Genomic DNA, 25,163 nt, shown 5'->3' on the forward strand with positions numbered 1-25,163 from the left:
AACCAACTCGAATAGACCGGCCAGATCGCAGCCGCGGTTCAGCCGATACCGACAGTCCAGTCAGGAGCCGTCAATAGAGCGACTTCCTGTAGGCGTCTTCGAGTGCGTCATCTATCTTGCGCATTTCGATATCATCGGTCGGAGCGCCCGTCGTCTGATCCAGGATGATCTTTGAAAGCGAGGGCATCTCGCTGCGATCCTGAAAGTGCTCCGGGTTCCACAGATGAGAGCGCCTGAATGCCTTGGCGCAATGCAGGAAAACCTCGCCCACCTTGACCAATATAGCAAGCTTGGGCACACGATCGCCGACGCCCATATCCCCAAGAATATCAGGGTCGGTCACGAGCCTGGCCTCGCCATTCACGCGAAGCGTGTCGTCAAATCCCGGAATGATGAAGAGCAGTCCAACGCTGGGATTGGTGAGAATATTGGCCAGCGTATCGAGGCGATTGTTGCCCGGTCGGTCCGGGATCGCCAATGTGTGCGGATCGAGGATTTTCACGAAGCCGACCGGATCGCCGCGAGGGCTGACATCGGCTTTGCCATCCTGGTTCTGGGTGCCGATGCACAGGAATGGCGATCGCCTGATGAACTCCTCAGCGTGCTTGTCGAGCGCGCCCATACACTTCTGAGCTGCCAGAGCATGCGTCGGTTGAAACAGTTCTCGAAGAGCCTGTTCATCCCTCACGACAAATTTTGGATCGACACTGAACTCCTTCATTCCATTTTCCTCCCGCAGCCCCCTGTCGGACGGATCGCGTCCGAGGTAATGACGTACGTACCTCAGATTTGAGGCGTTCGTCAAGCCGCGGTATCCTGGGAAGCGAAGTAGGTTCGTGAATGCAGGTATCTGCCCTGCCCTCAGTCCCCGTCTCTCGCAGCGCTAACGGCAACCGTCATCATTTCTCCCGCATCGTGACATTGTTCGGTGTGCCCCACCAGTGCAGGCAGATCAAAGACCTCGTAACGAAAGGAATGAAGTGCCAGCTTGCCGTCCGCTCCCGGCTTGCCGGGTACGGCATATTGCTCGGCCTCTATGCTCGGCTTGCCTCGGGTCATTGCGGGCTCCTTCGTCTGCCCGAGGGAAAGTAAGTGCGCTCTTCCTGCGCAGCAAGCAAAAGCCGCCTTCTTCGGCAGTCGAGTGACGGGAGCGTCATTGCGGTCACCGCCAAGTTCCCTATTCTGCGAAGTTGCAGAGTCAGGAAAACAGGTCTCGTTTCAGCCGGAAATTTACGACAAAAGGAATGAAAGAATGCCGATCGTTCTTGTTCGCGTTTTCTGGAATATCTTCTGGCGCTCGATTGTTGTTCTGGCGCTGAATGCCGGCATCACCTACGGAATATACGCATCGGCATATTCCCTGTTTGTACAAACTGAATTTTCCGTCAAGTTTCGGCTGTCGCTATCGCTCCTGCCGGCTGCCATCATATTTGCAGCCTTGGCTGCGCAATCCAGCCTCGTTCAAAACCTCTTGTTCGAGCGCCGATCGTTGCTGTCATCGTCGCAATGGCGACAGACCTATCTCGGATTATCCCTGTGCTCGTTCGTCAGCGTGATAATCATCGGCACGACAGCGCCGTTCCTGGACACGGCGGCCTGGTTATCTCTCCGGTCATTGCTGCCATTGGCGTTGTTCTCGATCTTTTGGGTTGGAGCGGCCATCTGGCATGCGCAATCCGTACATAGCCGTCGCATGTCGCAGAGCATGGGCAGACAGTCCTGAGGTTCGGCGGCAACTGCTCCTGCAAGAGCTGCATAGCAGCCTGCCGAATGGATCAAAGCGCCCATGAACACCTCATGCGCTGAACAGGTTGGCGGCCATATAGTCGACGAAGGCCCTGACCTTGGGTGACAGATACCGGCTGCTCGGCCAGAGAACCCTGAAGGTTCCCGTATCGTCAAGATGATCGTCCAGCAGCCGGACGAGCTTGCCTTCGGCGATCTCCGACGCCACGGCGAAAGGCGGAAGGCATGTGATGCCGAATGAGCGTTCGGCAAGATAGATCAGCGGCTCCAGCGTACTCGCCACCGTGGTCACCGGCAGATCGAGCTTGAGCGCAATGCCGTCGCGCACCAGCGGCCAGGGTTCCAGCCTGCCGGAATTGGCGAAGCGATGGTGCAGGCACCGGTGATCGAGCAGATCCTCAGGCACATCAGGACGACTGTAGGTCGCGAGATATTCGGGCGAGGCCACGATCACGTGCCGGAATGTGCCGAGCTTGCGGCTCATCAGTCGCGTATCCCTGACCTCTCCGGTCCGGATAACCGCGTCGAATCCCTCCTCGATGACATCGACGAGGCGGTCGGTGAAATCGAGATCGAGATTGATCTCCGGATAGGCTGCCATGAAGGACGATATGGTCGGCATGAGAAGCATGCCGGCGAGCGGCAGGCTGACACGCAGCTGGCCCCGCGGCACAGAATGCGATCTCGAAAGCCTCGCCCGTGCCTCTTCATATTCGGCCTGAATGCGCCTGCATGTTTCGAGGAAGAAGCTGCCCTCCTCCGTCAGGGCCATGCTGCGGGTCGAGCGGTTGAACAGGCGCACGCCGAGCTCTTCCTCCAGCCGCGCGATCGCCTTGCCGACTGCCGAGCCCGAGATGCCCAAGCGATGGCCGGCAGCCACGAAACTCCCGGCCTCCGCGACTTGAACGAAAATGCCTGATGTGCCGAGCCTGTCCATTGCGGAAAAAATATCCGATCTGTTGAGAATACCGGCCCATTTCTCCGATATTTGCCGTCCGATATCCAGACCTTGCCGCGGCCATTTCGTCCGTGCGCTTCAAATGGAGATCTTCATGAACACCAAAGCGATCGCCGCCTTTGCAGACGCTCCCGTTCCCACGACCTTTATCGTCAACGTCATTCATGCCCATCCCGGAAAGCAGGAGGAAGCCTTCGAGATCATCCAGGACGTGGTGCATTACGTCGCCGAGCGGAAGGAAGGTTTTCTCTGGAGCAGCCTGGCGAAGAGCAGCGATGGCCTGACGGTCGTCAACATCGAGGCGATCCAGGAAGCCGGCAATGTCGGCGAGTTCTTCTCCGATCCTGATTTCGCCGAAAAGTTCAAGCGGCTGGACACGGTTTCCAGCAGCGAATTCCACACCTATACGGTCGCGGACCTTGTGCTCCCGAAGCGCGAAACGGCCGGGTGAGCATGATGACCGGGTCCATTTCCGGATGGAATGCGCCCGGCCGACAGAAATCCGGCGGAGGGACCCTCCCTTTGCCGGCGCTGACCACGCTCGCGCCCTCCGGTTTGTCAAAATCCTGACCGAATCGCCTCCGGGGAACCGCAGAGCCTGCTTGCCCGTTTTGCGACGGCGACAGCCGGAAGTTACCAAAACCCTAACATATTGATTTATAAAACTGTCGCATTTGAAACTCCTGTTGCCGCCCGGCAACAACCCGTCGCTTTTGGAACATCACGCCCTGCTTTATGATCGGCTGATCGCTTGCGGGACAGGCCGAACCCGCGCAGACACATCCTGTAAGCGTATGCATATATTAGAAACAACTTATCGGTGACAGACATGGGCGGCGGCGCTGCGGGCATAGCAACTATCGGAAAACGAACCCTCCTTGCCGGCGTTAGCGCCACGGCCTTGGCTATTGCCTGCTGTCTGCCGACTCTCGTGGCGGCGGGGGAATACACCGCCGGCACCCAGGGGCAATTGGACGACGCCATCCGCGCCGCGAATCTCGATGGTGATGCCAGTGCAACCATCAGGTTGACGGGCAGCTTCTTCGTGAACTCAACCAGCCTGGCTAATTCCACCAAGCCTATCACGATCGATACGCAGGGGTTTACCGTTTCCGGCTTGAATGGTTCTGGCGCAACCACTGGCACCACGGTGGCCCTGCAGGGGAACAGCGGTGGGACCTATATATTGAAGGGGACTTTCAAAGGCGGCGACGCGGCTGCGGGAAGCGGGGGGTCGGTGCGCCTAGCTTTTGGGGCATCGGTCATCAACAATGGCGCTATCCTGGGAGGAGGCAGCGTGAGTGGCCCCGGGGGGGCCGGTCTCGAGTTCGGAGGACCCGGCGCCGCGCCTGTTTTGGTCAACAACGGAACGATCCGCGGCGGAAGCGGAGCTGCCGGTGGCCCCGGGATTCGCTACCGCGCGGGCACCATTACCAACACAGGTACAATCGAGGGCGGAACGGGCGCGGCCGCCATCCTCGGCAACGCAGCTAACACAAATCTCTCCATCATCAACAGCGGCACAATCCGGGCCGGCGCGGGCCAGCCGAATGCGATCACGCATTCAGTTGCGGCGACGACGGGCACACTCACCCTTGAGCTGCGGGCCGGGTCGGTGATCGAAGGTAACGTCGTTGCCGGTATCACGCCCACCACTGACACGCTGCGTCTCGGCGGCACCGGCAGCGACAGCTTCGACGTCTCCGCGATCGGCGCCGCCGCGCAATACCAGAACTTCGACATCTTCGAGAAGACCGGCACCGGCACCTGGCTGCTCACTGGTGTCGGCACCACCGCGACGGACTGGACGATCTATGACGGAACACTGCTGATCGGCGACCACAGCGCCGCTTCGAGCATCATCGGCGATATCACCAACTTCGGCACGCTGGGCGGCAGCGGTACCATCTTTGGTGACGTCACGAACTCGGGCACGGTCTCCCCCGGCAATTCGATCGGCACGCTGACGATATCGGGCAACTATATCGGCAATGGCGGCACGCTTCTTATCGAAAGCGTGCTCGGCGGCGATGCCTCGCCGACCGACCGCCTTGTCGTCACGGGCAACACGTCGGGCACCACCAACGTCAAGGTCACCAATCTCGGCGGCGGCGGGGCGCAAACCGTCGAGGGCATCAAGATCGTCGATGTCGGCGGCAGCTCGGCCGGAAATTTTTCGCTGCTCGGCGACTATGTTTTTCAGGGAGATCAGGCCGTGGTCGGCGGTGCATACGCCTATCGGCTCTACCAGAACGGCATCGCAACCCCGGCCGATGGCGACTGGTATCTTCGCTCGGCACTGGTCAATCCGGCCGCATCAGGCGCATCCGCAGCCCCACTCTATCAGCCCGGCGTTCCGCTTTACGAAGCCTATCCGCGACTCCTGCTCGCTCTCAACGGACTTTCCACGCTGCAGCAGCGCATCGGCGACCGCACCTGGCCGGACGAAGGCAAAGCGACGCCGACGAGCGGTCCTGACAATATCTGGCTTCGCACCGAGGGGACCCATGCCGGCCTCCAGCCGGACACAAGCACGAGCGGCACCACCTATGACTACGATCTGTTCAAGCTGGAGGGAGGTCTCGATGGCGAGCTCTACCAGGACCAGGCCGGCCGGCTGATCGGCGGCCTGACCGTCCATTACGGCACGGTTTCCGGCGATATTGGCTCGGTCTACGGCGATGGCGATATCGACACGAGAGGCTATGGGGTGGGCGCGACGCTCACCTGGTATGGCGAAAACGATTTCTACGTCGACGCCCAGAGCCAGCTCACCTGGTATGACAGCGACCTGAAATCCGATCTCGTCGATGGCGCCATGGAGAACGGCAACAATGGCTTCGGCTATGCGCTGAGCCTCGAAGCCGGCAGGCGCTTCGCAACCTCCGGGTCCTGGTCGATCACGCCCCAGGCGCAACTCGTCTATTCCTCCGTCGACTTCGACAGCTTCGACGACCGGTTCGGCGCACGGGTTTCGCTTGATGACGGCGACAGTCTGGTCGGCCGGCTCGGCGTGGCGCTCGACCGCGAGGAGAGCTGGCAGCGGGCCGATGGCCAGACGGCGCGCGCAAAAATCTACGGCATTGCCAATCTCTACGGCGAGTTCCTGGATGGCACGGCAGTCGATGTCTCCGGCACTGGTTTCGAAACGAAGAACGATCCGGTCTGGGCAGGCCTGACGCTTGGCGGCTCGTATATCTGGAACGACGAGCGCTATTCGCTCTATGGCGAAGTCGCGGCAAAATCCTCGCTGAAGGACTTCGGCGATAGCTATGCCGTCAGCGGAACCGCCGGATTGCGCGTGAAGTGGTGAAGGGGGGCGGAAGCGGCCAATCTCCATATGGCGTAGGAAGCCTCCGACACCTTATAATTTGTCGACCATCAGGTCTTTACCGCGTCAAAACCCCTCCCCAACCCCTCCCCACAAGGGGGAGGGGCTAACCTGGGGCACCGCTGCCCTCCTCCCGAAACGTTGAAGATGTGGAAAGCGGGTGCGGCAGATTAAGCCCCTCCCCCTTGTGCGGAGGGGTTTGGGGCGAGGTCTTCAGCACCGCAGGAGCTCGAACCTACCCCTTCACAAACGCCCCGCCCCTGAACACCTCGGCAAGCACCCGCGTCCCCATATCCGCCTCCTCCTCGGAAAGCCCCGAAAACCCGAGCAGCAGCCGCGACCTGTCCGTCGAAACCACATTCATCCGCGACAGCGGCATCACCACGACACCCTTCTTCAGCGCTGCAGCGGACACAGCGGTGTCGTCATTCCAGCTGCCCACGCTGCGAACCGTGAGATTGATCCCCTGGTCCGGCAACAGCACCGCCACATGCTCCGCCAAACGCTCCCCCAGAAACCCGGCCAGCATATCGCGCGAGGCCCGGAGCCGCTCCCTCAGTCGCCGCAGATGCGCCGGGAAATAGCCCTCCTCCAGAAAATCGGCGATCACCCGCTGCTGGAAGCTTGGCGGGCAGCGATCGACGGCGGGGCGTACCGCGCGGAAGGCGGGCACGAGATCGGCGGGGACGACGAGGTAGCCGATGCGCAGGCTCGGCAGCAGCGCCTTGCTGAAGGTGCCGGTGTAGAGAACGCGGCCCGCCTTATCGAGGCCGTGCAGCGAGGCGATCGGGTGGCCCTGGTAGCGGAATTCGCTGTCGTAATCATCCTCGATGATCCAGCAGTCGTTCTCCTCTGCATAAGAGAGAAGCCCGAGACGGCGCGAGAGCGAGAGAACGGAACCGACCGGATATTGGTTCGAGGGCGTCACATAGAAGGCGGCAGGCGGAGGCAGCGTGCCGTCGAGCAGCCGCGCGATGTCGATGCCATCACGATCGACCGGCAGTCCGACGACATCGATGCCATTCAGCGCCAGGCATTGCCGGGCCGGCGGATAGCACGGATCTTCGACGACGGCCCTATCGCCCGGCGTCATCAGCACGCGGAAGGCAAGGTCGAGCGCCTGCTGGGTTCCCGCCGTGATGAAGATCTGGTCGGGGCTGCAGCGCACGCCGCGCGACACCGCGAGATGCGCGCTGATCGCCGCCCTTAGCGCCCTCTCGCCCTGGATATCGCCATAGCCTTCGAAAGCATAGTTCATATGCCTGACGGCAATGCGGTTGAGCAGCCGCGCCGTGCGCTCGTCATGGGCGATGCGGCCGGTGACGAATGGCAGTGCCTTCTGCGGCTCGAGGCTTGGCCCGCGCGTGAGGATAGCAGTGGCGGCGGCCGAGACGCCGCGGCGGATCGCCTGCGCGCTGCCTGCACCTGATGGATCCATGCGCGCCGCACCCTCGGGAATGGACGAGGCGATATAGGTGCCGGAGCCGTGGCGGGCGACCGCAAAACCCTCTGACATCAGGATTTCATAGGCCTCGGCAATGACGCCGCGCGAGATCGTCCATTCCGCCGAGGCGAGCCGCGTCGAGGGCAGCCGCTGCCCGCCCGTCAGCCGGCCTTCGGCGACGGCGTTGCGCAGCGAGAGATAAAGCTGGCGCGGCAAAGGCGCCGATGACGACGGATCGATCGTGGGCCGGAACGAAGCCGATGGCCCTTCGCGTCTTCTCGTCAGCGTCATCAAAGCTCCCCAATGGCTGGTTCAAGTGGCCCACGCGCGACAAGCAAAGTGGATCTTCAAAGATACACTAAACTGCATTTAGATTGAGCCACTTTCAAGCGGATTCGCAATCGCAGTGCCTGACGGAGACGACATGAACCAACTGAGCCTCGACGTGCCCTATTTCAGCCAGTGGGAAACGCCCGAGATGACCTTGCCGGTGCTGGCCGAAGGTGCTGCCGCCCTGCATCGCGATGTCAGGTGGAAGAATTCCGGCGCCGAGACGATTGAGGAATATGCGCGCTGGGCGGTGAATGTCTGCGGCATGGCCTGCCTGAAGATGATCCTGGCCGCCCGCGGCGAGGCGCATCCGATCCTGTCGCTCGCAAGGGCCTGCACCAGCTATGGCGGCTATGTGATCAACGAGGCGGACGCCTCGATCAAGGGGCTGATCTATGCGCCCTTCGTGACCTTCGTGCACGAACGCTTTGGGCTTGTCGCCGATGTGAGGACACAGGTGCAGGTGGAAACCATTCCCGAGATCCTCGCAGAGAACAGCTTCTTCATCGCCTCGGTCAGCAGCGCCATCCGCTGGCCGGAGCGCGAACCGCCTGGCAAGGGCGGCCATCTGGTGCTGGTGACGGCGGCCGATGAGGAGAGCGTGCGCTTCCACAATCCCTCCGGCCATGACCGCGCCAGCCAGGCCGATGTCATCCTGCCGCTTCCTACCTTCGACCGCTTCTTTGCCAACAGAGGCATCGCGGTCGGCCTTTAGAGGCTTTTGTTTTCAAGGAGATTTTCATGAGCTCTTCCCAATCCAGGCTGCGCATTGCCGTGCTCTTCGGCGGCCGCTCCAGCGAGCACGACGTATCCATCATGTCGGCGACCAATGTGATGCGCGCCCTCGATCCGGAACGTTATGACGCCCTGCCCGTCTATGTGAGCAAGGACGGGCGCTGGCTGCAAAGCCGCTTTGCCGATGGCGAACTCGACAAGCCCTCCTCCGGCACCGAGCTTTGCCTCGTGCCCGGCGGGCGTGGACGGTTGCTGGCGATCGCGCCCGATGGAAAGGCGGCCGAAGCCGGCAGGATCGATATCGTCTTCCCGGTGCTGCATGGTCTGCATGGCGAAGACGGCGCGGTCCAGGGCCTCTGCCAGGTGGCGCGCGTGCCGCTTGCCGGCTGCGGTATTCTGGGCTCGGCAACGGCGCTCGACAAGGATATCGCCAAGCAGCTGCTGAAGGCCGCCGGCCTGCCCGTTGCCCGTTCGGTGACACTCGATCAGGAAGCGCCGCCCGCGCTTGAGGCGCTCGAAGGCGCGCTCGGCCTGCCGCTCTTCATCAAGCCGGCCCGCCAGGGCTCCTCGGTCGGCGTGCGAAAAGTCTCGGGCAGCCAGGAATTCGCCCCCGCCCTTGCCGAAGCCTTCAGCCACGACCGAAAGCTCATCGCCGAAGAATTCATTGCCGGGCGCGAGATCGAATGCAGCGTGCTGGAAGATACAAAAGGCGGCCTCTTCGTCTCCCGCCCCGGCGAGATCGCGCCCGCCGAAAGCCACGGCTTCTACAGCTACACCGCCAAATATCTCGATGAAAATGGTGCAGCCCTGAAAGTGCCCGCCGAGCTTCCCGCCGATGTCGAAGCCAGGATCCGCGACATGGCCGCCCGCGCCTTCCGCGCACTCGGCTGCGACGGCATGGCCCGCGTCGATTTCTTCGTGATGGAAGACATGCGCTTCGTCGTCAACGAGGTGAACACCATTCCGGGCTTTACCGATATCAGCATGTATTCCAAGGCGATGGCCGCCAGCGGTGTGGCCTATGCGGAGGTCATCGACCGGCTGGTGGAGCATGGGTTGGCAAGGGGCGCTTGAGCTTTCAGCCTTAAACCCCTCCCCACGGGTGGGAGGGGCTAACTCGCGGCACCGTCGTTCGCTCCGTCGATCAGCTGGGCGGAGAGGCGGATGCGTTCACCGGCCTTGCGCACATTGCCTTCGAGGATATAGGCCACATTGAGCTGCTGGGCGATGGCGCGTGCGCTCTGAGCCTTGATGCTGAACGATGTCGCGCGGGAAACGACCGTCAGCGACGAGAGCTTGCTGAGATCGATGATGATATCCTCGGTAACGCCTGCGCTGAAATAGTCCTGCTCCGGATCGCCGCCGATATTGGCGAAAGGCAGGACGCAGATCCCGATCCGCTCGCGGCTGGCGGAAGCTTGTGCCGGCGCCTCACCCTGGACGGCGAAGGCACGGACGGGGCGCTCGATATTCTTGAGCGAGATCGTCCCGAGGTCTTCAAGAGCGACATTCAATTTTCCCGCCACGTGTTCGCGCACCGTTTCGGAGAGCACGATACCGCCAGGCTGGGCGAGCGCCTGCAGCCGCGCTGCGATGTTGACCCCCTCCCCGAAGAGATCGCCGTCATCGACGATCACGTCTCCGAGATTAAGCCCCATGCGGAAACGAAGCGTCAGATCGGTTGCTGAAGCCGTGCCTTGAAGCGCAATGGCGCAGACTGCCGCATCGACTGCGCTCGCGAACTCGATGAGGGCGCCGTCGCCCATCAGCTTGACGATGCGACCATGGTGGCGCGCCAATGCAGGATCAAATGCCGCAAACGCCGCCTTGACGCGGGAAAGCGTGCCAGCCTCCGCGCCCCATCAGCTTGCTGTAGCCGGCGACATCGATACAGAGAACGGCAGCCAGTTTGCGCATAGAACCGTACCTGTGAGTTGGGTGCTCGCGGCAAAAGCCCGGGTTTTCCCCTCAAGCAGTGCATCACATTCCGGCATTGGAGACAAGCGAGCGAAGCTGCGCACCGTTTTCGGAGCAACCGGCAACAGGCGTTTGCAGACTACCGCGCAGAAAGCTGCCGATTGCCTGAACGTCTCCCGAGTTTTGCTCCTGATCTAGCGGGCTGCCGCGGCTCTGCGACCAGCGGAAACCGGCGCTTCATCGGCCGGGCAGAGCGGATCCAGTTCTGGAAGTTTCTGCTGTTCCTCGCGATATCGGTCCCCCCAGTCCCTGAGGTTGCCAAGGATCGGCACCAGCGAGCGCGCAAGCTGCGTCGCCTCGTATTCGACGCGCGGCGGGACCTCCGGAAAGACGTGGCGCGTTATCAGGCCATCAGCCTCCAGCTCCCGCAGCTGGAGCGTCAGAACCCGGTGGGTCGCGTCCGGCATGAGACGGTTCAGTTCCATGAAACGCTTCTTGCCCATCAGAAGGTTGGCCAGGATCGTCGGCTTCCAGATTCCGCCGATGATGGAGACGGTGAGTTCGACGGAACATCCGCTCTTGGGCTGGAGTCGCTTGGGTCGCATCGACGGTGTCCTCTTCGGTCCTCACGCACATAATTGATAGTATAGGCTGTAATTGTGCGTTCTTTCAATGACTTCCGAGTGCACATACAACAGCGAAATCATTTCAAGAAGGAACGATTTCGTGTCTTTTCAAGCAATCCTCGCAAGGCAATCGGCAGACGGCGTAACGGCAACCGTCGAGACGGTTGAGGACGATATCCTGATGGAGGGCAGTGTCACGGTCGCGATCGACTGGTCGACGGTAAACTACAAGGACGCCTTCGCTCTCGCCGGGCAGAGGATCATCCAGACCTTTCCGCTGATATCAGGCATCGACTTTTCGGGAACCGTCGAAAGCTCGCGCGACGCCCGCTTCGCCCCCGGCGACAAGGTCGTCGCGACAGGTTGGGGACTGAGCCAGACGCATCATGGCGGGTTCGCGCAGAAAGCGCGCGTGCCGGCGGACTGGCTGATCAAGCTTCCGGCCTCGATCTCGACGCGGGACGCCATGGCGATCGGCACGGCTGGCTTCACCGCGATGCTGAGCGTGCTTGCCCTGGAGCATGGAGATGTGGAGCCTGAACGAGGAGAAGTCCTCGTCACGGGCGCGTCCGGCGGCGTCGGCTCCATCGCGATCGCCATTCTGTCCAGGCTCGGCTACCGCGTCGTCGCCTCCACCGGCAAGAGGAACGAGACCGATTATCTCCAGCGGCTCGGCGCCGGCGAAGTGATCGACCGGGCAATGCTTGCGCAGGAGGGTGCGCCGATCGCTGCCGAGCGGTGGGCGGGAGCGGTCGACGCCGTCGGCGGCCGGACGCTCGCAAACGTGCTTGCCCAGACGAAATACGCAGGCGTGGTGACGAACTGCGGCTTCGTGGGCGGACGCGACCTTCCGGCCAGCGTCCTCCCGTTCATCCTGCGAGGCGTCACGCTCGCCGGCATCGATTCCGTGAACGCGCCGATGGCGATCCGCCAGAAGGCATGGGCAAGGCTTGCGACGGATCTCGACCTCGACAAGCTGGCATCCACGATCACGCAGGCCAGTCTCTCCGATGTGCCGAGGATTGCGTCAGAGATGCTGGAAGGCCGCGTCCGCGGCCGCACGCTGGTCGACGTGAACAGCTGAGCGGTTCCGCAATCCCCTCAACCGCCGAACCGCTCCGGGTCGGCCCCAACAATTCGCGCAGCATGGCGGATGGCTCCCCTGGAACCGGACGGCGATGACGCGCGCCCCGATACTTGAAAACCTCCCCCGAAAGGAACTGACATGACCGATTCACTGCAGACTGCGCCCACGCAGTATCTCGAAGCGGATGGAATCCGCTTCGCTTACCGCCGCCTCGGCCCTGATGCAGGCACGCCGCTGATCCTTCTGCAGCACTTCACCGGCACGATGGATTCCTGGGATCCTGCGCTGGTCGATGCGCTGGCGGCGGAGCGCACCGTCATCGTCTTCGACAATGCGGGCGTCGGCAGATCGTCAGGCGCCACGCCTGACAATGTCGAGCAACAGACGGCGGACGCGGAATCCTTCATAGCCGCGCTCGGCTTCGACGAGGTCGATCTGCTCGGTTTTTCCCTCGGTGGCTTCCTTGCCCAGCTGATGGCAGTCCGGCCGAAGGTCAAGGTTCGCAGGATCATCCTGGCCGGCACCGCGCCGAAAGGTGGCGAGGAACATCTGCTGCAGGTGGTCGGGGAGGCTTTCGCAAAAGATGCGCAGGACGTAAGGCTTCCGCTGTTCTTCACCCCGTCGGCGCAAAGCCAGCGAGCCGGCGAGGCCTTCGTCGACCGCGCCCTCGCCCGGAGGCAGGACCGCGATCCCGATAGCGCAGATACCGTCAGCGATCCGCAAGCAGCGTCGATCATCGCATGGTGCTCTGAGCGCGACCCGCATCATGCCTCGCTAAAGGCGATCGGGCAGCCGACGCTCATCGTCCACGGCAGCGACGACACGATGTTTCCGTCGGTCAACGCCTACGAGATGTTCAAGGCGATGAGCAACGCAACGCTGATCATCTACCCGGATTCCGGCCACGGCGCGCTTTTCCAGTATCCGGAGACATTCGTCTCGCACGTCAAGACCTTCCTCGACGCCTGAGCGTCATCTCTTTTAAGGAGTACCAAAATGAATGCATTGGCGCAGAAGATCATCGACGCTCACGGCGGTCTCGAGACCTGGAACAGGTTCTCTTCGCTCACGGCCCACCTCAGGCAGGGCGGCGCACTCTGGGGGTTGAAGGGTCATCCTGGGAAGCTCGACGAGACTGATGTCACGGTCGGTCTGCGGGAAGAATGGGCATCGCACGCGCCGTTTGGCCCCGAGGGCAAGGTCAGCCGCTTCGAGCCCGGCAGGGTCGTTCTCAGGGATTCCGCCGGCAGCGATCTCGACACGCTTTCCGACCCGCGCAGCTCCTTTGCGGGCCATGCACTCGAAACGCCGTGGACGGAGCTTCAGCTCGCCTATTTTGCCGGCATTGCCATGTGGACCTACCTCAACATGCCTTTCCTTCTTGCTCAACCGGGCATTGAAAGCGAAAAGATTGCGGACTGGCATGAGAATGGCGAAACGTGGCGGCGTCTCAGGGTGACCTTCCCCAAGAGCATCGCGACCCATAGCACGGTGCAGACCCTCTATGTCGACGAGGCCGGGCTTCTCAAGCGCCATGACTACGACGTCGAGATCGCCGGCAACACGCCGGGCGCCCACTATATCGGCGGTTACGTCAATGTTCAGGGCCTGATGTTCCCGACCGAGCGCCGGATCTATCCACGCCTGCCGGATGGTTCCAGCCTGTCCGAACCGCTGGTCGTCTCCATCGACCTCTCTGATATAAGTCTGGCCTGACACGTCATGCGACATCCAAGACTCGATCTGGCGGCCGCACGCAGGATGATCGCGGCCGCGGAAACGCGTGCCGGGGAGACCGGCGTCAGGGCGACCATCGCCATCCTCGACGGCGGGGGCGATCTCCTCGCCATGATCAGGATGGACGGCGCATGGCCTGGCGGGTTCGACCTCGCCCTCGGAAAGGCCACGACCGCCCGATCCTTCCACGCGCCCTCCTCCGCCTTCGTTCCGCTGATCCAGCCCGGCCAGCCGCTGTTTTCGGTAAGCAACGTGGGAGGCGGACGATACGTGATCCTCGGCGGCGGGTTTCCTGTCGAACTTGACGGCAATGTCATCGGCGCCATCGGCGTGAGCGGCGGCTCGGTCGAACAGGACATCGCAATCGCCGAGGCGGCGCTCGCCGCCTTCAATCTCAGCAAGTGACTGGAGTACATAATGACCGATCTCGTCAATCTGGCGATCGAAGCGCATGGCGGCCTGAACCGTTTCAACCAGTTCTCCTCCCTGACGGCCAGGCTGTATCAGGGCGGCGTGCTATGGGGCCTGAAGGGGAAGCCGACGGTCCTGGAGAACTGCAACGTCAAGGTGGACCTCAAGCGCGAGCGGGTCTCGCACTGGCCTTTCGCCCCCACGCAGCACCGGTCTGCATTCACGCCTGATCGTGTGGCGATTGAAACGGCTGATGGAACCGTCGTCGAAGAACTGATCAACCCACGGCAGTCTTTTGAAGGCTATCTGATGGAGACGCCGTGGAGCGATCCCCAGGTGGCCTATTTTGCTGGCTACACGATGTGGACCTACCTGACGTCGCCCTTCATCCTGAAGCGCTCAGGGGTTACATCGAGGGAGATCGAGCCGTGGCATGAGAACGGAAAGACCTGGCGGCGGCTGCATGTCACCTTTCCGGACGAGATCGCGACACACAGCGCCGAGCAGATCTTCTATTTCGACGACGCCGGGATTCTGGTCCGGCATGACTACGAAGTGGACATCCAGGGCAGGAATGCAGCGGCCCGGTACCTGAGCGATTACGTGTCTGTCGAAGGAATTCTCCTGCCCGGGAAGATGCGCATCTTTCCGCGTGGAAGCGACGGCATCGCGCTGACCGAACCGTTGATCGTCTCCGTCGACCTGTCCGACTTCCGTTTCGAGTAACGAAAATTCCGCAGCGCGTGTTCGCGCGCGCTGCAGGCTTGAGGCTGCAAATGAGCAGCGCGCCTTGAATTTCAAGGCAAGCGTCGAGCATGGCCTTGAGTTGCGGCTCATCGACCTTCTCGATGTCTCCTCGCAAATGGTCCATGATGTCGTGAAGCGCGTCTGCATCTTCTGAGTATGGTGGCGCGGATCATGATCGACTGCACTGACGAGAGATATTCTCCCATGGGTCGATGTTTCGATGGACCGACGATCCGCTTGGCGGTTGCAAGCCAAACTCCTGCCGAACTCTTTGCTGCCGCTGCCACCACCCTACTTTGTCCGAAGGAGGAATTGATATGGCTACCGTCAGCGTTCGTTATATCGTCGACGACGTCGATGCAGCGATTGCATTCTATACGCAGTCGCTCGGCTTCGCGCTCACCATGCATCCGGCTCCGAGCTTCGCCATGCTCACCAGGGGCGATCTTCGCCTGCTCGTGAACGGCACGACGGGGCAAGGCGGCGCCTCCCAGCCCATGCCGGATGGACGCCGGCCCGAACCCGGCGGATGGAACCGCATCCAGATAGAGGTCGACAATATCGAAGACGAGGTCCAACGCCTGAAGACATCAGGCGCCAGATTTCGCAACGATATCGTCACCGGGTTTGGCGGCAAGCAGGTCCTCGTCGAAGACCCCGCGGGCAATGCCGTCGAATTGTTCGAGCCGCCGAAAAAGTAGCTGCGCAGCGGCGGCCCTGAAATTTATAGGGCGTGGTCTTCAGGCTGGACTGCACTGTCTCAGTCTTCGCCGCGCCACCCGCGAGATCGGCGACGTCATGCCCCTCCCGCGCCGAGGGCAACGAGAAGCTCGTCCAGTTGCTCGAACTGCTCGGGCATCCCGCCCTCCGCCCCGGAATTGGCGTCGAACGCTTCCTTCGAGGGATAGAGTTCGTGCAGCACCAGCAGCGTCTTGCCGCCTTTTTCCTCGAAGGTCACCGTGGTGATGGCAGCGTCATCACTTTCCTCATTCGTCCAGACCAGGCGCGCGTTCGGTATCACTTCGAGATACTTGCCGAAGAATTCCATGGCGCTCGAGGCATCGTGGCCAAACGCAACACGGTAGCCACCTCCGACGCGAACATCCATATCGCAGGAAAGCATGGGCACGCCCATCGACTTCGGCGCCCACCACCGCATGAACAGCTCGGGCTTGGTCCACGCCGCAAACACGATATGTGCCGGGCCGTTGAAGGTTCTGACAACGACGAGCTCACGCTCGGACGTCCGTTCCACCGTCGTGGGGTTCTTCATGGGGGTAGGCTTACTCTCCATCGTCCTTCTCCTTCCGTTTCAGTTCCTCGACAATCTTGTCCAATTCGTCGAAACGTGCGTCCCAGAGCTGGCGGTACGCCTCGATCCATGCCGCCTCTTCCTCCAGCCGGCGCAAGCCGAGCTTGCAGGTGCGCACGCGCCCGACCTTCTCCGTGATGACAAACCCCGCCTGCTCCAACACGCCGACATGCTTCTTCATGCCGGTCAGCGTCATGTGGAACTTCTCGGCAAGGTCTGTGATCGAGGCATCCGCACGTCCGAGCTGCTCCAGAACGCCGCGTCGTGTGGCGTCCGAGAGCGCGGCAAACGAGGCATCGAGGCGGGCTTTCGAATACTGAACCATTTGGTTCAGTGTATAGCGCAGGGACGATCGGCGCGCAAGGGGACCGGGCGATCTTGCCTGATCGAGCGCCTCTGCCTTTCGCCAATTATGGTTGCCCCCGATCTCATATGGGAACAATATACCCGCGCGATGCGAGATCGCCCCTCGGCCTAAGCCGACCGTGGCGACGACAGTCGATGTGTTTCACTTAATCCAAGCATGGAATTTCTCGCGGCTGTGTCGGCTTTCGCGATCGTAACCTGGAACTCCGGCCCAAGAGGGTCGCGGGAGGAGAACCCGTTATGAAAATCGTACTTATCGGAGGCACCGGCCTCATCGGATCGAAGACCGCAGCGCGTCTGCGCGACAAGGGCCACGAGGTACTGGCCGCATCCCCGAAAACCGGCGTCAACACCATCACAGGGGAAGGACTGGCGAGCGCGCTCGCCGGCGCCGACGTGGTCGTCGATCTCTCAAACGCGCCGTCCTGGGAAGACCAGGCAGTCCTGGACTTCTTCGAGACATCGGGCCGCAATCTGCTCGCCGCAGGACGCGACGCCGGCGTGAAACACCATATCGCCCTGTCTATCGTCGGATCGGAACGGCTGCCGGAGAACGGCTATTTCCGGGCCAAGCTGGCCCAGGAGAGGCTCATCAAGGGATCGCCGATCCCGTACACGATCATTCATTCCACCCAGTTCATGGAATTCCTGAAGGGCATCGCCGATGAGGCGACCGTCGGCACTGTGGCCAGGCTCTCGCCTGCAGCCTTCCAACCCATAGCCTCGGACGACGTTGCCGACATCGTGGCGGATGTTGCCCTTGCACGGCCGGTCAACGGGATGATCGAAATTGCAGGTCCGGAGCGCTTCCGCATGAACGAGATCATCGGCCGTTATCTGAAGGCGATCCATGATCCGCGGACAGTCGAGGCGGATGTTCACGCGCGCTATTTCGGGTCGGAACTGGACGATCGCTCGCTCGTGCCCGACGAGGGCGCGCGGCTCGGCAAGATCGGCTTTGCAGACTGGTTTCGCCAGTCCCAGCAGTCCAGGTAGCTCGAAGCTCCCGACACGCATTCTTGCACGGCAACGAAGAGGGTTACGACGATGAATTCCGCCCTATCCGCATCGCTGGTGGCAGCCAGCATCTGCCTCTCCGGCACCTTGGCTATCGCCGCCGAGGACACAGCGAAGGTAAAATCGCTCATGAGCAAGGATCTTCCGCACTATCCGGGCAAGGAGGGTCTCATGATTTCGGTCGATTACGGGCCGGGAGGCTCCTCGCCGATTCACAAGCATGAGGCAGACGCCTTCGTCTACGTGCTGGAAGGTTCGATCGTGATGCAGGTCAAGGGAGAAAAAGAGGTTACCTTGTCTCCAGGGGATACGTTCTACGAAAGCCCTTCCGACATCCACCTGATCAGCCGCAACGCGAGCAAGACGAAACCGGCGAAATTCATCGTCGTGCTGGTCAAGAAAAAGGGCGCACCGGTGGTGATGCCGGTAAAATGACGCAGGCACTCCAAGCGCCGAATTTTTGCGGTACCGGCCGAGCCAGCGCCGGCATCGTCCCGGCTTTTGATCGTTGCGACCGAGGTTAGGGGCGAAAATATGGAGCGGATCGATGAAAGTAACGGTCATGGGAGCGAGCGGGCGCATCGGGACGCGCCTCGTTGAAAGCCTCCGGCAGGCGGGGGCCGAAGTCGTCCTGGCATCCCCCACTTTCGGAGTGAACAGCGTGACAAGGGAAGGCCTGAGGACCTCGCTCACGGGCGCGAACGCCATCATCGACGTCACGAACGCTGCATCCTTCGGAGACAATTCCGCGTTGGAGTTCTTCAGGACATCCACGCGAAATCTGCTGGCCGCCTCCGCAGATTCAGGGGTCGGCCACTATCTCGCCCTGTCGATCGTCGGGACCCCTCGCCTTGTCGAGAGCGACTACTTCCGCGCAAAGATGGTGCAGGAGAACCTGATCAAGGCGGCCCGGCGCCCCTATACGCTTGTCCACTCGACACAATTCTTCGAGTTCATCAGCGGCGTGATCGACATGGCGGCAGGTGATGACGGTATCCGGCTTCCTTCCGCCTCCGTGCGGCCGATAGCTGCCGATGACGTCGCGGAGGTGCTCACCCGGTTGGCGTTGGAACCTCCGGTGAACGATACGGTGGAAATAGCGGGACCGGAGCAGTTCGCCCTCGATGAGATCGCCCGCATGCTTGTCGCAGCCAACGAAGACATGCGCCCGGTAATCACCGACGAGACCGCGCGCTACTATGGCGTCGAACTGAACGACGACACATTGCTGCCGCTTCACCTCGCCCATGTCGGTCCTATAAGGTTCGAAGACTGGCTGAACCAGTCCATGGCCAGTTAGGGGGCAATTCCGGCCCGAGGCTGACAGCGCTTTTGTGTTTTCATGGCCGTCGTGGCAATACGGATGCGACCAAGGAAACCTCGCTCTTGTCAGGTTCATAGATGATGCGCCTGCCCCGTATCCCCCAAGCCGTCTTGTTCGACATGGACGGGGTGATTTTTGACACCGAAACTCTGTATCGCGATGCGACGATAGCGGCTGCTCGACACGCCGGCTTTCAATTGCCTCAATCCGTCTATCTTGAAACAATTGGTTTACCCGCTCCCGCTGTTCGCGAACTTTTGCTGGCGCAATTCGGAAAGGACGCTCCTTTAGAGGATTTTTGGAGGCATGCTTCGGAGCTGTTTGAAGAGATGGCTCAAACGGATTTGCGAACAAAGCCAGGCTTGCCGGAAATTCTCTCTCTCCTCGAAGCCGAACAGATACCTTCAGCGATTGTCACCTCTTCAAATCGGGCTCTTGTAGAGGCGCACCTCTCCGCAGCCGGCCTGCAAGGTCGCTTCAAAACCATTGTTGCGTATGGCGACTACATCGCGGGAAAACCACACCCCGCCCCTTATCTGCTGGCCGCTGAGCGGCTAGGCTTGCCCATTGGTGATTGCGTAGCACTTGAGGACTCCCGCAACGGGGTTCTTTCCGCGTCGAGTGCGGGAGCCATGACCATCATGGTGCCGGACCTCGTTCAGCCTGATCGAGATATTTCCGGCCTGTGCGAATGCATAGTGGCCGATCTTCATGTTGTACGGGAATTGATCTCGAACAGTTTGATTGACCTCGTCGGCTGGGCCGCAGACTCATAAGCGCGGAGCCAAAGCCGCATTGAGGCGAGCTGAACCACAGCGCGGCGCGCTGTCGGATACGCATACCTCGCCTTGCACGCAGCCCAATGCTATCGTTACTGTCATAGGAAACGGAGCAAGACAATCATGGATTTGGCAATTCCCAGCGCAACCAATCTCAGCCTGTTCGTCAGCGCCACGCTCGTGCTGCTTCTCGTACCTGGACCCGCCGTCCTTTACATCTTCGCGCGCTCGGTCGAGCAGGGCCGTTCTGCCGGCCTCGTTTCCATCCTTGGCATCCACACGGCCACACTTGTTCATGTCGTCGCCGCCGCTGTGGGGTTGTCGGCTCTCCTGGCATCGTCTGCGCTCGCCTTCAGCGTCGTGAAATATGCCGGCGCGGCCTACCTGATTTGGCTTGGCCTCAAGAAGCTCTTCGGCCCGTCGGGCATTCCCGACGTCAAGGGAGGTTTACCGACGCGCAGCCGTATGCGCATCTTTCGTGAGGGCTTTATAGTCAACCTCCTCAATCCGAAGACAGCGCTGTTCTTTCTGGCTTTCCTGCCGCAGTTCGTTGAGATCGACCGTGGCCATGTGGCAATGCAGGTCGCTTTTCTCGGGATTCTCTACACGGCGATCGGCGTTCTGACGGATAGCTCCTATGCCCTTGCTGCCGGCACCGCCGGCACCTGGCTAAAGCGCAGTCCCGTCTATCTCAAGGCTGAACGCTGGGTTAGTGGCTTCGTCTACATCGGCCTTGGCTTGACGGCCGCTTTTGCGGGCAATCAGAAAAAATAGCCCGTCTGGCTTCCCTTGAAAGTCGCTGGCGGCGGCCAGACCGCGATGTCATCAGGTGATCAGCCTGCGTTCGTTGCTGCCGGTGGCCGTCCGTAGGCGCTCAGGATGGCCCCGATGAGACCGGGGAAACGGCTATCCACCTCCTGGCAGCGCGAATGGTTGCGCATCTCCACTCCTTGACGCTCGCCCCGGATAAGCCCGGCCTCGCGCAGCACTTTCATATGCTGCGACAGCGATGATTTGGGGATGACTCGGCCCCCGAGATTGGAAAGCGCAGTGCATGTGCCGCTGGAGCCGAGGCCTGCGATTTGCGCGAAGATCGCCACACGCTCCGGATCGGAGAGCGCATACAGGATCGCTTCCGGCTTCAAATCCTCGACGGCTGGATGAAAAAGCGGTCTCATGAATTTTATATAGGGCTACTTGAAATCGAGATCAACAGTTCCGAATTTCTGAACTATGGAACAATGCCGTCAACCCCGGCGGCAATCCAGGTCGAAAGGAATTGATATGTCTAAGCTTGCTGGAAAAGTCGCCGTCGTGACAGGGGCCTCCAAGGGGATCGGCGCTGCGATTGCCAAGGCGTTCGCCGCTGAAGGTGCAAAGGTGGTGGTGAACTACGCGTCGAGCAAGGCGGGTGCAGACGCTGTCGTCGAGACGATCACTGCCGCCGGCGGCAAGGCCGTCGCGGTACAGGGCGATGTTTCCAAGGCGGCACAGGCGCAAGGGTTGATCGACGCCGCAGTCAGGGAATACGGCCGTCTGGACGTGCTGGTCAATAATTCCGGCGTCTACGAATTCGGGGCGATCGAAGAGATCACCGAGGAACACTACCACCGCCAGTTCAACGTGAACGTTCTGGGCCTGCTGCTGACCACCCAGGCCGCTGTCAAACACATTGGCGAGGGCGGCAGCGTCATCAACATCTCGTCCGTGGTAACGAGCCTCACTCCCCCCGCCTCGGCCGTCTATACCGGCACCAAGGGAGCCGTGGACGCCATCACCGGCGTGCTCGCCAAGGAGCTCGGTCCGCGCAAGATCCGCGTCAACGCCATCCTTCCCGGCATCGTCGAGACCGAAGGCACGCACACTGCAGGCGTCATCGGTTCGGATTTCGAGCACACCGCGGTGGCACAGACCCCGCTCGGGCGCATCGGCCAGCCCAACGACATCGCCACGGTCGCGACCTTCCTCGCTTCTGATGATGCCGGTTGGCTGACTGGCGAGCGACTGGTCGCCGCCGGCGGTTTCCGCTGATTGACGATTGATGCTGCTGCGTGCTCTCTCAGGGAGCACGCACCCTGCCCCGGTTGCCGGTGCATGCGCTGGCTTGCGAGGCGGGATCAGCCCGGAAACTCTTCCCAGACTTCGGCATAGGCCTTGAAGCCGATGCGCTCGTAGGTGGCTTTGGCTTTAGGATGATCCCAGGTGTCGGTGTGGAGCCACACGCGATCAGGCCGATGAGCCCATATCGCCCTGAGGGACCAATCCAACAGATAGGGCCCGAGACGACGGCCCTGGACCTCGGGAACGAGGCCAAAATGCTTCAGCTCCACATCCCTTTCGCCCACGCCCACGAATTCGCAGAGCCCGACCGATTGTCCGTCGTGCCGCAAAATGTAGAGCGCTGTGGAACGGCTGCGCAGAAACGCCAGAAGCCCTTCCCTTGTCATCCGGAGACGCTCGTCCCATTGCAGGGGCACCCCTATGGATTGATAGAGGCTGAGATAGTCGTCCGCATCAGGACGCTCCTCCGCGATGCCAGCGGCCGCAAGCGGAGACGACAATGCACCGCCCTGCGGGGGCGCAAGCTGTTCCATATATGTGACGAGAAGACGGACCATGCGGGGACTCAACAACTGCCGATCGATAGCAGACCCGGTTCATGAAATCGACGTCTCACATGGCCTGCGGAGAAGAAGCGTAAGCGGTGTCGCAATCACATCGCTATGTACGATCGTCCATTGCAAGGATCGAATTGACCCTCCATAGTTGCGTTTAGTGCGAAGATGGATAGTGATGCTTCGACAAACTTACGATCGAAAGATTCAGCTCTCCGCTTCCTTGCCATATGAAAATGATCTGGGAGAAACGGATGACGGAAGCCGAACGCGTCGATCAACTATTCGAGGCCTGGAATAATCAAGAATCGCCCGGCTGCGCGGTTGCGGTCATACGCGATGGCGATGTTGTCTATAAGCGCGGCTTCGGCATGGCCAATCTGGCCTATGGCATCGCGATCGGGCCGTCCACTGTCTTCCATTCGGCATCCGTCTCCAAACAGTTCACGGCATTTGCAATCCTGCTGCTGTCATCAGAAGGAAAATTGTCGCTCGATGATGCCGTGCGGAAATACGTGCCCGACCTGCCTGATTTCGGCGCGCCGATCACGCTGCGACATCTGCTCCACCATACCAGCGGTATCCGCGATCATTGGGAATTGCTGGCCCTCGCAGGCTGGCGTTACTCCAAGGACTTGATCACCGACGACGACATCCTCGCCGTCGTCTCCCGCCAGCAAGATCTGAATTTCCAGCCCGGCGACGAACATCTCTATTGTAACACGGGTTATGCCTTGCTGGCACAAGTCGTGAAGGCGGTCAGCGGCCAGTCCCTGCGTGCCTTTACCTCGGCCCGGATTTTCGAACCCCTCGGCATGCGCAATACGTTCTTTCGCGACAACTACGCCGAGGTCGTCAGGAATGTCGCCGACGGTTATGTGAAGACGGAGTTCGGGGTGGAGATCTCGAACACCAATTTCAACACTGTGGGCGCGACCAGCCTGCTGACCACCGTCGAAGATCTCGCGCTTTGGGACGAAAATTTCTACCATTCGCGTGTGGGAGGTCCGGATGTCATCGCAGAGATGCTCAAACGCGGCCGGCTGAACGATGGGAGTGAAATCGGCTATGCCTCGGGCCTCGGCATCGGTAGCTATCGCGGCATAACGATCGTCGAACATACCGGCGGCGATGCCGGCTTCCGCTCCGATCTCATTCGCTTTCCCGAGCAGCATTTCTCCGTGGCGATCCTCGCGAATTTCGGGTCGATCGTACCCAGCAATCTCGTTCGACAGATCGCCGATATCTACCTCGCGGATGTGTTGCAGCCGGTACCAGAACCTGCGCCGAGCGCGTTCCCACAGCCCGACGCGGATGCATTGGAACTGCTCACCGGCTATTACGCCGAGCCGCGACTAGCCGGCCGCGTTGCCCGTCTCGCGCCGCATGAAGGGAAGTTGCTGGTAGGCTATGACATCGAGTATGGCAGCTATGCCCTTGAAGCAGTCGATGATCGTCGTTTCCGCTTCAGCGATTTCCCGAACTATGAGATCGAGTTGGAGCAACAGAAAGGTGAGCCCGCGACCGAGCTGACGTCCTATCTCGACGGCAAGCGCGGATATCAATACCGGCGATTGCCGGCATATACGCCTTCGCCAACAGAGCTTGCCGATTTGGCCGGCTCCTATCGTCCGGTCGAAAACGACATGCCCTATGAGGTTAATGTCAGGGAGGCGCGCCTGGTATTCAAATCAGTGAAGTCCCGAGAAATCACACTGACAGCCGTCGCTCCGGACCATTTTCTCGGTGATGGCGACCGGTTCACCTTCACCCGCGACGGAGACGGCCGGGTGAACGGCCTGCTGATGAACAGCGGTCGCATCCGCAATTTCCGCTTCGACCGGCTTTGATCTGCTCGCTCGTGACATACAACGTAAGCAGGGGAAATTCGTTGCCGCCGCCACGGGCCACGCCTTGCTGTTCAAGCCGGCATTGTGGAAGAACCATCTCGATCATTACATCGATAGTGTTGCGAAGGGGATCAGTCTGCAGAGCTTCTGATATCAGTGACCATCGCAAGGCGCTTTCTCCGACCTTGCCATCTCGCACCGGCGCGCCCTGGCTGTTACTCTAACCGTCCGGCAGCCCGGAGCGCAAGGAGGATGGACGACACGTGAAGGGCTTGGCCGATGAGGCCGGTCTGCAATCCGTCCAGCACCTCCGCAATGGGAAGGGCATGAACGGTCAGGCCCTCCTCGCCCGCATCGAGGCGTTGCTGATATTTTTGCTCGGCGCCGGTTGCGAGATAGGTGTGAAGACGGTTCGTGTGAGAGGCCGGGTTCGGATAAAGCGTGCTGATCAATTGCCAGTTTTGGGCAATGTAGCCGGTTTCCTCTTCCAGTTCGCGACGGGCTGCCTTTTCGCTATCCGCGTCCCGCTCGTCGAGGCCGCCTCCCGGTATTTCCAGGAAGAACTTGCCGGCCGCATGTCGATATTGGCGAACAAGCAAGAGGCGATCGTCCGGGGTGATCGCAACGATATTGATCCAGTCGGGATAGGACAGCACGTAATAGGGAGAGATCGTCACTCCACCTGAAGTCAGGCAATCGTCGGCCCGCAAATTCAGCCACCGATCCTGCAGGATCGTCCTGGATTCAACCACCTTCCAGCCATCGTCCATTCGAAAATTCTCCCGTTTCGAACTCTCCGATTCCGAAGACTAGTTCAATGCACGCCGGTCG

General features: G+C 61.0%; 28 protein-coding genes and 1 pseudogene. 18 read left to right on the top strand and 11 right to left on the bottom strand.

The annotated features are described in order from the left end of the window. Positions 1-70: 70 nt before the first annotated feature. Both J2X71_RS31360 and J2X71_RS31365 read right to left on the bottom strand, forming a co-directional pair. Positions 71-721: a pyridoxamine 5'-phosphate oxidase family protein gene (locus J2X71_RS31360; RefSeq protein ID WP_310388485.1), complete on the bottom strand. Its 651-nt coding sequence runs from the start codon at positions 719-721 to the stop codon at positions 71-73. A gap of 140 nt (positions 722-861) precedes the next feature. Further along, a complete protein-coding gene (locus tag J2X71_RS31365) occupies positions 862-1,059 on the bottom strand; it encodes a hypothetical protein (protein ID WP_310388486.1) in 198 nt (65 codons plus the stop codon). A 193-nt stretch (positions 1,060-1,252) separates the two neighbouring features. On the opposite strand from J2X71_RS31365, the gene J2X71_RS31370 reads away from it, so the two are divergent. Beyond that, positions 1,253-1,723 (top strand): hypothetical protein, encoded by a 471-nt coding sequence (locus J2X71_RS31370; RefSeq protein WP_037071742.1) that lies wholly within the window; start codon positions 1,253-1,255, stop codon positions 1,721-1,723. A 72-nt stretch (positions 1,724-1,795) separates the two neighbouring features. Here J2X71_RS31370 and J2X71_RS31375 read toward each other — a convergent pair whose 3' ends face one another. After that, positions 1,796-2,683 (bottom strand): LysR family transcriptional regulator, encoded by an 888-nt coding sequence (locus J2X71_RS31375; RefSeq protein ID WP_310388489.1) that lies wholly within the window; start codon positions 2,681-2,683, stop codon positions 1,796-1,798. 115 nt (positions 2,684-2,798) lie between these two features. Between J2X71_RS31375 and J2X71_RS31380 the strand changes: the two genes are divergently transcribed. Continuing rightward, positions 2,799-3,155, top strand: a complete 357-nt coding sequence (locus J2X71_RS31380) for an antibiotic biosynthesis monooxygenase (protein ID WP_310388491.1) — start codon at positions 2,799-2,801, stop codon at positions 3,153-3,155. 480 nt (positions 3,156-3,635) lie between these two features. Continuing rightward, positions 3,636-6,017: an autotransporter outer membrane beta-barrel domain-containing protein gene (locus tag J2X71_RS31385; RefSeq protein WP_310388492.1), complete on the top strand. Its 2,382-nt coding sequence runs from the start codon at positions 3,636-3,638 to the stop codon at positions 6,015-6,017. Between the two features lie 253 nt (positions 6,018-6,270). Here J2X71_RS31385 and J2X71_RS31390 read toward each other — a convergent pair whose 3' ends face one another. Then, positions 6,271-7,770: a PLP-dependent aminotransferase family protein gene (locus J2X71_RS31390; RefSeq protein ID WP_310388494.1), complete on the bottom strand. Its 1,500-nt coding sequence runs from the start codon at positions 7,768-7,770 to the stop codon at positions 6,271-6,273. Between the two features lie 133 nt (positions 7,771-7,903). Here J2X71_RS31390 and J2X71_RS31395 point away from each other — a divergent pair, with 133 nt between their 5' ends. Continuing rightward, positions 7,904-8,524 carry a C39 family peptidase gene (locus J2X71_RS31395; RefSeq protein ID WP_310388496.1) on the top strand — a complete coding sequence of 207 codons (621 nt, stop codon included), beginning with the start codon at positions 7,904-7,906 and terminating at the stop codon, positions 8,522-8,524. Between the two features lie 26 nt (positions 8,525-8,550). Continuing rightward, positions 8,551-9,618 carry a D-alanine--D-alanine ligase family protein gene (locus J2X71_RS31400; RefSeq protein ID WP_310388497.1) on the top strand — a complete coding sequence of 356 codons (1,068 nt, stop codon included), beginning with the start codon at positions 8,551-8,553 and terminating at the stop codon, positions 9,616-9,618. A 38-nt stretch (positions 9,619-9,656) separates the two neighbouring features. Here J2X71_RS31400 and J2X71_RS31405 read toward each other — a convergent pair. Both J2X71_RS31405 and J2X71_RS31410 read right to left on the bottom strand, forming a co-directional pair. Beyond that, positions 9,657-10,364, bottom strand: a pseudogene (locus tag J2X71_RS31405) (adenylate/guanylate cyclase domain-containing protein); the annotation flags it as partial. Between the two features lie 291 nt (positions 10,365-10,655). After that, entirely contained in the window at positions 10,656-11,066 is a 411-nt protein-coding gene (locus J2X71_RS31410; protein ID WP_310388499.1) for a helix-turn-helix domain-containing protein, read from the bottom strand. Positions 11,067-11,187: 121 nt separating this feature from the next. Here J2X71_RS31410 and J2X71_RS31415 point away from each other — a divergent pair, with 121 nt between their 5' ends. The 6 genes from J2X71_RS31415 to J2X71_RS31440 all read left to right on the top strand — a co-directional run bounded on the left by J2X71_RS31415 (position 11,188) and on the right by J2X71_RS31440 (position 15,770). Continuing rightward, the gene (locus tag J2X71_RS31415; protein ID WP_310388501.1) at positions 11,188-12,171 is read left to right on the top strand and encodes an MDR family oxidoreductase; all 984 of its coding nucleotides are present in this window, start codon (positions 11,188-11,190) and stop codon (positions 12,169-12,171) included. A gap of 141 nt (positions 12,172-12,312) precedes the next feature. Then, a complete protein-coding gene (locus J2X71_RS31420; protein ID WP_310388503.1) occupies positions 12,313-13,143 on the top strand; it encodes an alpha/beta hydrolase in 831 nt (276 codons plus the stop codon). A gap of 27 nt (positions 13,144-13,170) precedes the next feature. Further along, the gene (locus J2X71_RS31425) at positions 13,171-13,890 is read left to right on the top strand and encodes a hypothetical protein (RefSeq protein ID WP_310388505.1); all 720 of its coding nucleotides are present in this window, start codon (positions 13,171-13,173) and stop codon (positions 13,888-13,890) included. Positions 13,891-13,896: 6 nt separating this feature from the next. Continuing rightward, the gene (locus J2X71_RS31430; RefSeq protein WP_310388507.1) at positions 13,897-14,316 is read left to right on the top strand and encodes a heme-binding protein; all 420 of its coding nucleotides are present in this window, start codon (positions 13,897-13,899) and stop codon (positions 14,314-14,316) included. A 12-nt stretch (positions 14,317-14,328) separates the two neighbouring features. Beyond that, the gene (locus tag J2X71_RS31435; RefSeq protein ID WP_310388510.1) at positions 14,329-15,048 is read left to right on the top strand and encodes a hypothetical protein; all 720 of its coding nucleotides are present in this window, start codon (positions 14,329-14,331) and stop codon (positions 15,046-15,048) included. A gap of 338 nt (positions 15,049-15,386) precedes the next feature. Continuing rightward, complete coding sequence (locus J2X71_RS31440) at positions 15,387-15,770, top strand: VOC family protein (protein ID WP_310388512.1); 384 nt, start codon at positions 15,387-15,389, stop codon at positions 15,768-15,770. A gap of 95 nt (positions 15,771-15,865) precedes the next feature. Here the strand turns inward: J2X71_RS31440 and J2X71_RS31445 are convergent, their stop codons facing one another. Next, positions 15,866-16,363, bottom strand: coding sequence for an SRPBCC family protein (locus J2X71_RS31445; protein ID WP_310388513.1), 498 nt, complete (start codon positions 16,361-16,363; stop codon positions 15,866-15,868). Further along, a complete protein-coding gene (locus J2X71_RS31450) occupies positions 16,353-16,706 on the bottom strand; it encodes a helix-turn-helix domain-containing protein (RefSeq protein WP_310388515.1) in 354 nt (117 codons plus the stop codon). The genes J2X71_RS31445 and J2X71_RS31450 overlap by 11 nt, the downstream gene beginning before the upstream one ends. Before the next feature lie 281 nt (positions 16,707-16,987). Between J2X71_RS31450 and J2X71_RS31455 the strand changes: the two genes are divergently transcribed. The 5 genes from J2X71_RS31455 (at position 16,988) to J2X71_RS31475 (ending at position 20,641) form a co-directional block, all read left to right on the top strand. Further along, positions 16,988-17,743 (top strand): SDR family oxidoreductase, encoded by a 756-nt coding sequence (locus J2X71_RS31455; protein WP_310388517.1) that lies wholly within the window; start codon positions 16,988-16,990, stop codon positions 17,741-17,743. Between the two features lie 78 nt (positions 17,744-17,821). Further along, complete coding sequence (locus J2X71_RS31460) at positions 17,822-18,199, top strand: cupin domain-containing protein (protein ID WP_310388519.1); 378 nt, start codon at positions 17,822-17,824, stop codon at positions 18,197-18,199. Between the two features lie 112 nt (positions 18,200-18,311). Beyond that, positions 18,312-19,064 (top strand): SDR family oxidoreductase, encoded by a 753-nt coding sequence (locus J2X71_RS31465; RefSeq protein ID WP_310388521.1) that lies wholly within the window; start codon positions 18,312-18,314, stop codon positions 19,062-19,064. Positions 19,065-19,165: 101 nt separating this feature from the next. Then, entirely contained in the window at positions 19,166-19,864 is a 699-nt protein-coding gene (locus J2X71_RS31470; RefSeq protein ID WP_310388523.1) for an HAD family phosphatase, read from the top strand. 126 nt (positions 19,865-19,990) lie between these two features. Next, positions 19,991-20,641: a LysE family translocator gene (locus tag J2X71_RS31475; RefSeq protein ID WP_310388525.1), complete on the top strand. Its 651-nt coding sequence runs from the start codon at positions 19,991-19,993 to the stop codon at positions 20,639-20,641. A gap of 59 nt (positions 20,642-20,700) precedes the next feature. On the opposite strand, the gene J2X71_RS31480 is transcribed toward J2X71_RS31475, so the two are convergent. Continuing rightward, a complete protein-coding gene (locus tag J2X71_RS31480) occupies positions 20,701-21,045 on the bottom strand; it encodes a helix-turn-helix domain-containing protein (protein ID WP_310388527.1) in 345 nt (114 codons plus the stop codon). A gap of 106 nt (positions 21,046-21,151) precedes the next feature. On the opposite strand from J2X71_RS31480, the gene J2X71_RS31485 reads away from it, so the two are divergent. Beyond that, positions 21,152-21,898 carry a glucose 1-dehydrogenase gene (locus J2X71_RS31485; RefSeq protein WP_113323527.1) on the top strand — a complete coding sequence of 249 codons (747 nt, stop codon included), beginning with the start codon at positions 21,152-21,154 and terminating at the stop codon, positions 21,896-21,898. A gap of 86 nt (positions 21,899-21,984) precedes the next feature. Here J2X71_RS31485 and J2X71_RS31490 read toward each other — a convergent pair whose 3' ends face one another. Continuing rightward, positions 21,985-22,485 (bottom strand): GNAT family N-acetyltransferase, encoded by a 501-nt coding sequence (locus J2X71_RS31490; RefSeq protein WP_113323526.1) that lies wholly within the window; start codon positions 22,483-22,485, stop codon positions 21,985-21,987. A 251-nt stretch (positions 22,486-22,736) separates the two neighbouring features. Between J2X71_RS31490 and J2X71_RS31495 the strand changes: the two genes are divergently transcribed. Beyond that, positions 22,737-24,332, top strand: a complete 1,596-nt coding sequence (locus tag J2X71_RS31495) for a serine hydrolase domain-containing protein (RefSeq protein ID WP_310388531.1) — start codon at positions 22,737-22,739, stop codon at positions 24,330-24,332. A 215-nt stretch (positions 24,333-24,547) separates the two neighbouring features. Here J2X71_RS31495 and J2X71_RS31500 read toward each other — a convergent pair whose 3' ends face one another. Then, the gene (locus J2X71_RS31500; protein ID WP_310388532.1) at positions 24,548-25,102 is read right to left on the bottom strand and encodes an NUDIX hydrolase; all 555 of its coding nucleotides are present in this window, start codon (positions 25,100-25,102) and stop codon (positions 24,548-24,550) included. Positions 25,103-25,163: the final 61 nt, after the last annotated feature.

Source organism: Rhizobium sp. 1399, from assembly GCF_031455475.1.
GTDB lineage: Bacteria > Pseudomonadota > Alphaproteobacteria > Rhizobiales > Rhizobiaceae > Rhizobium.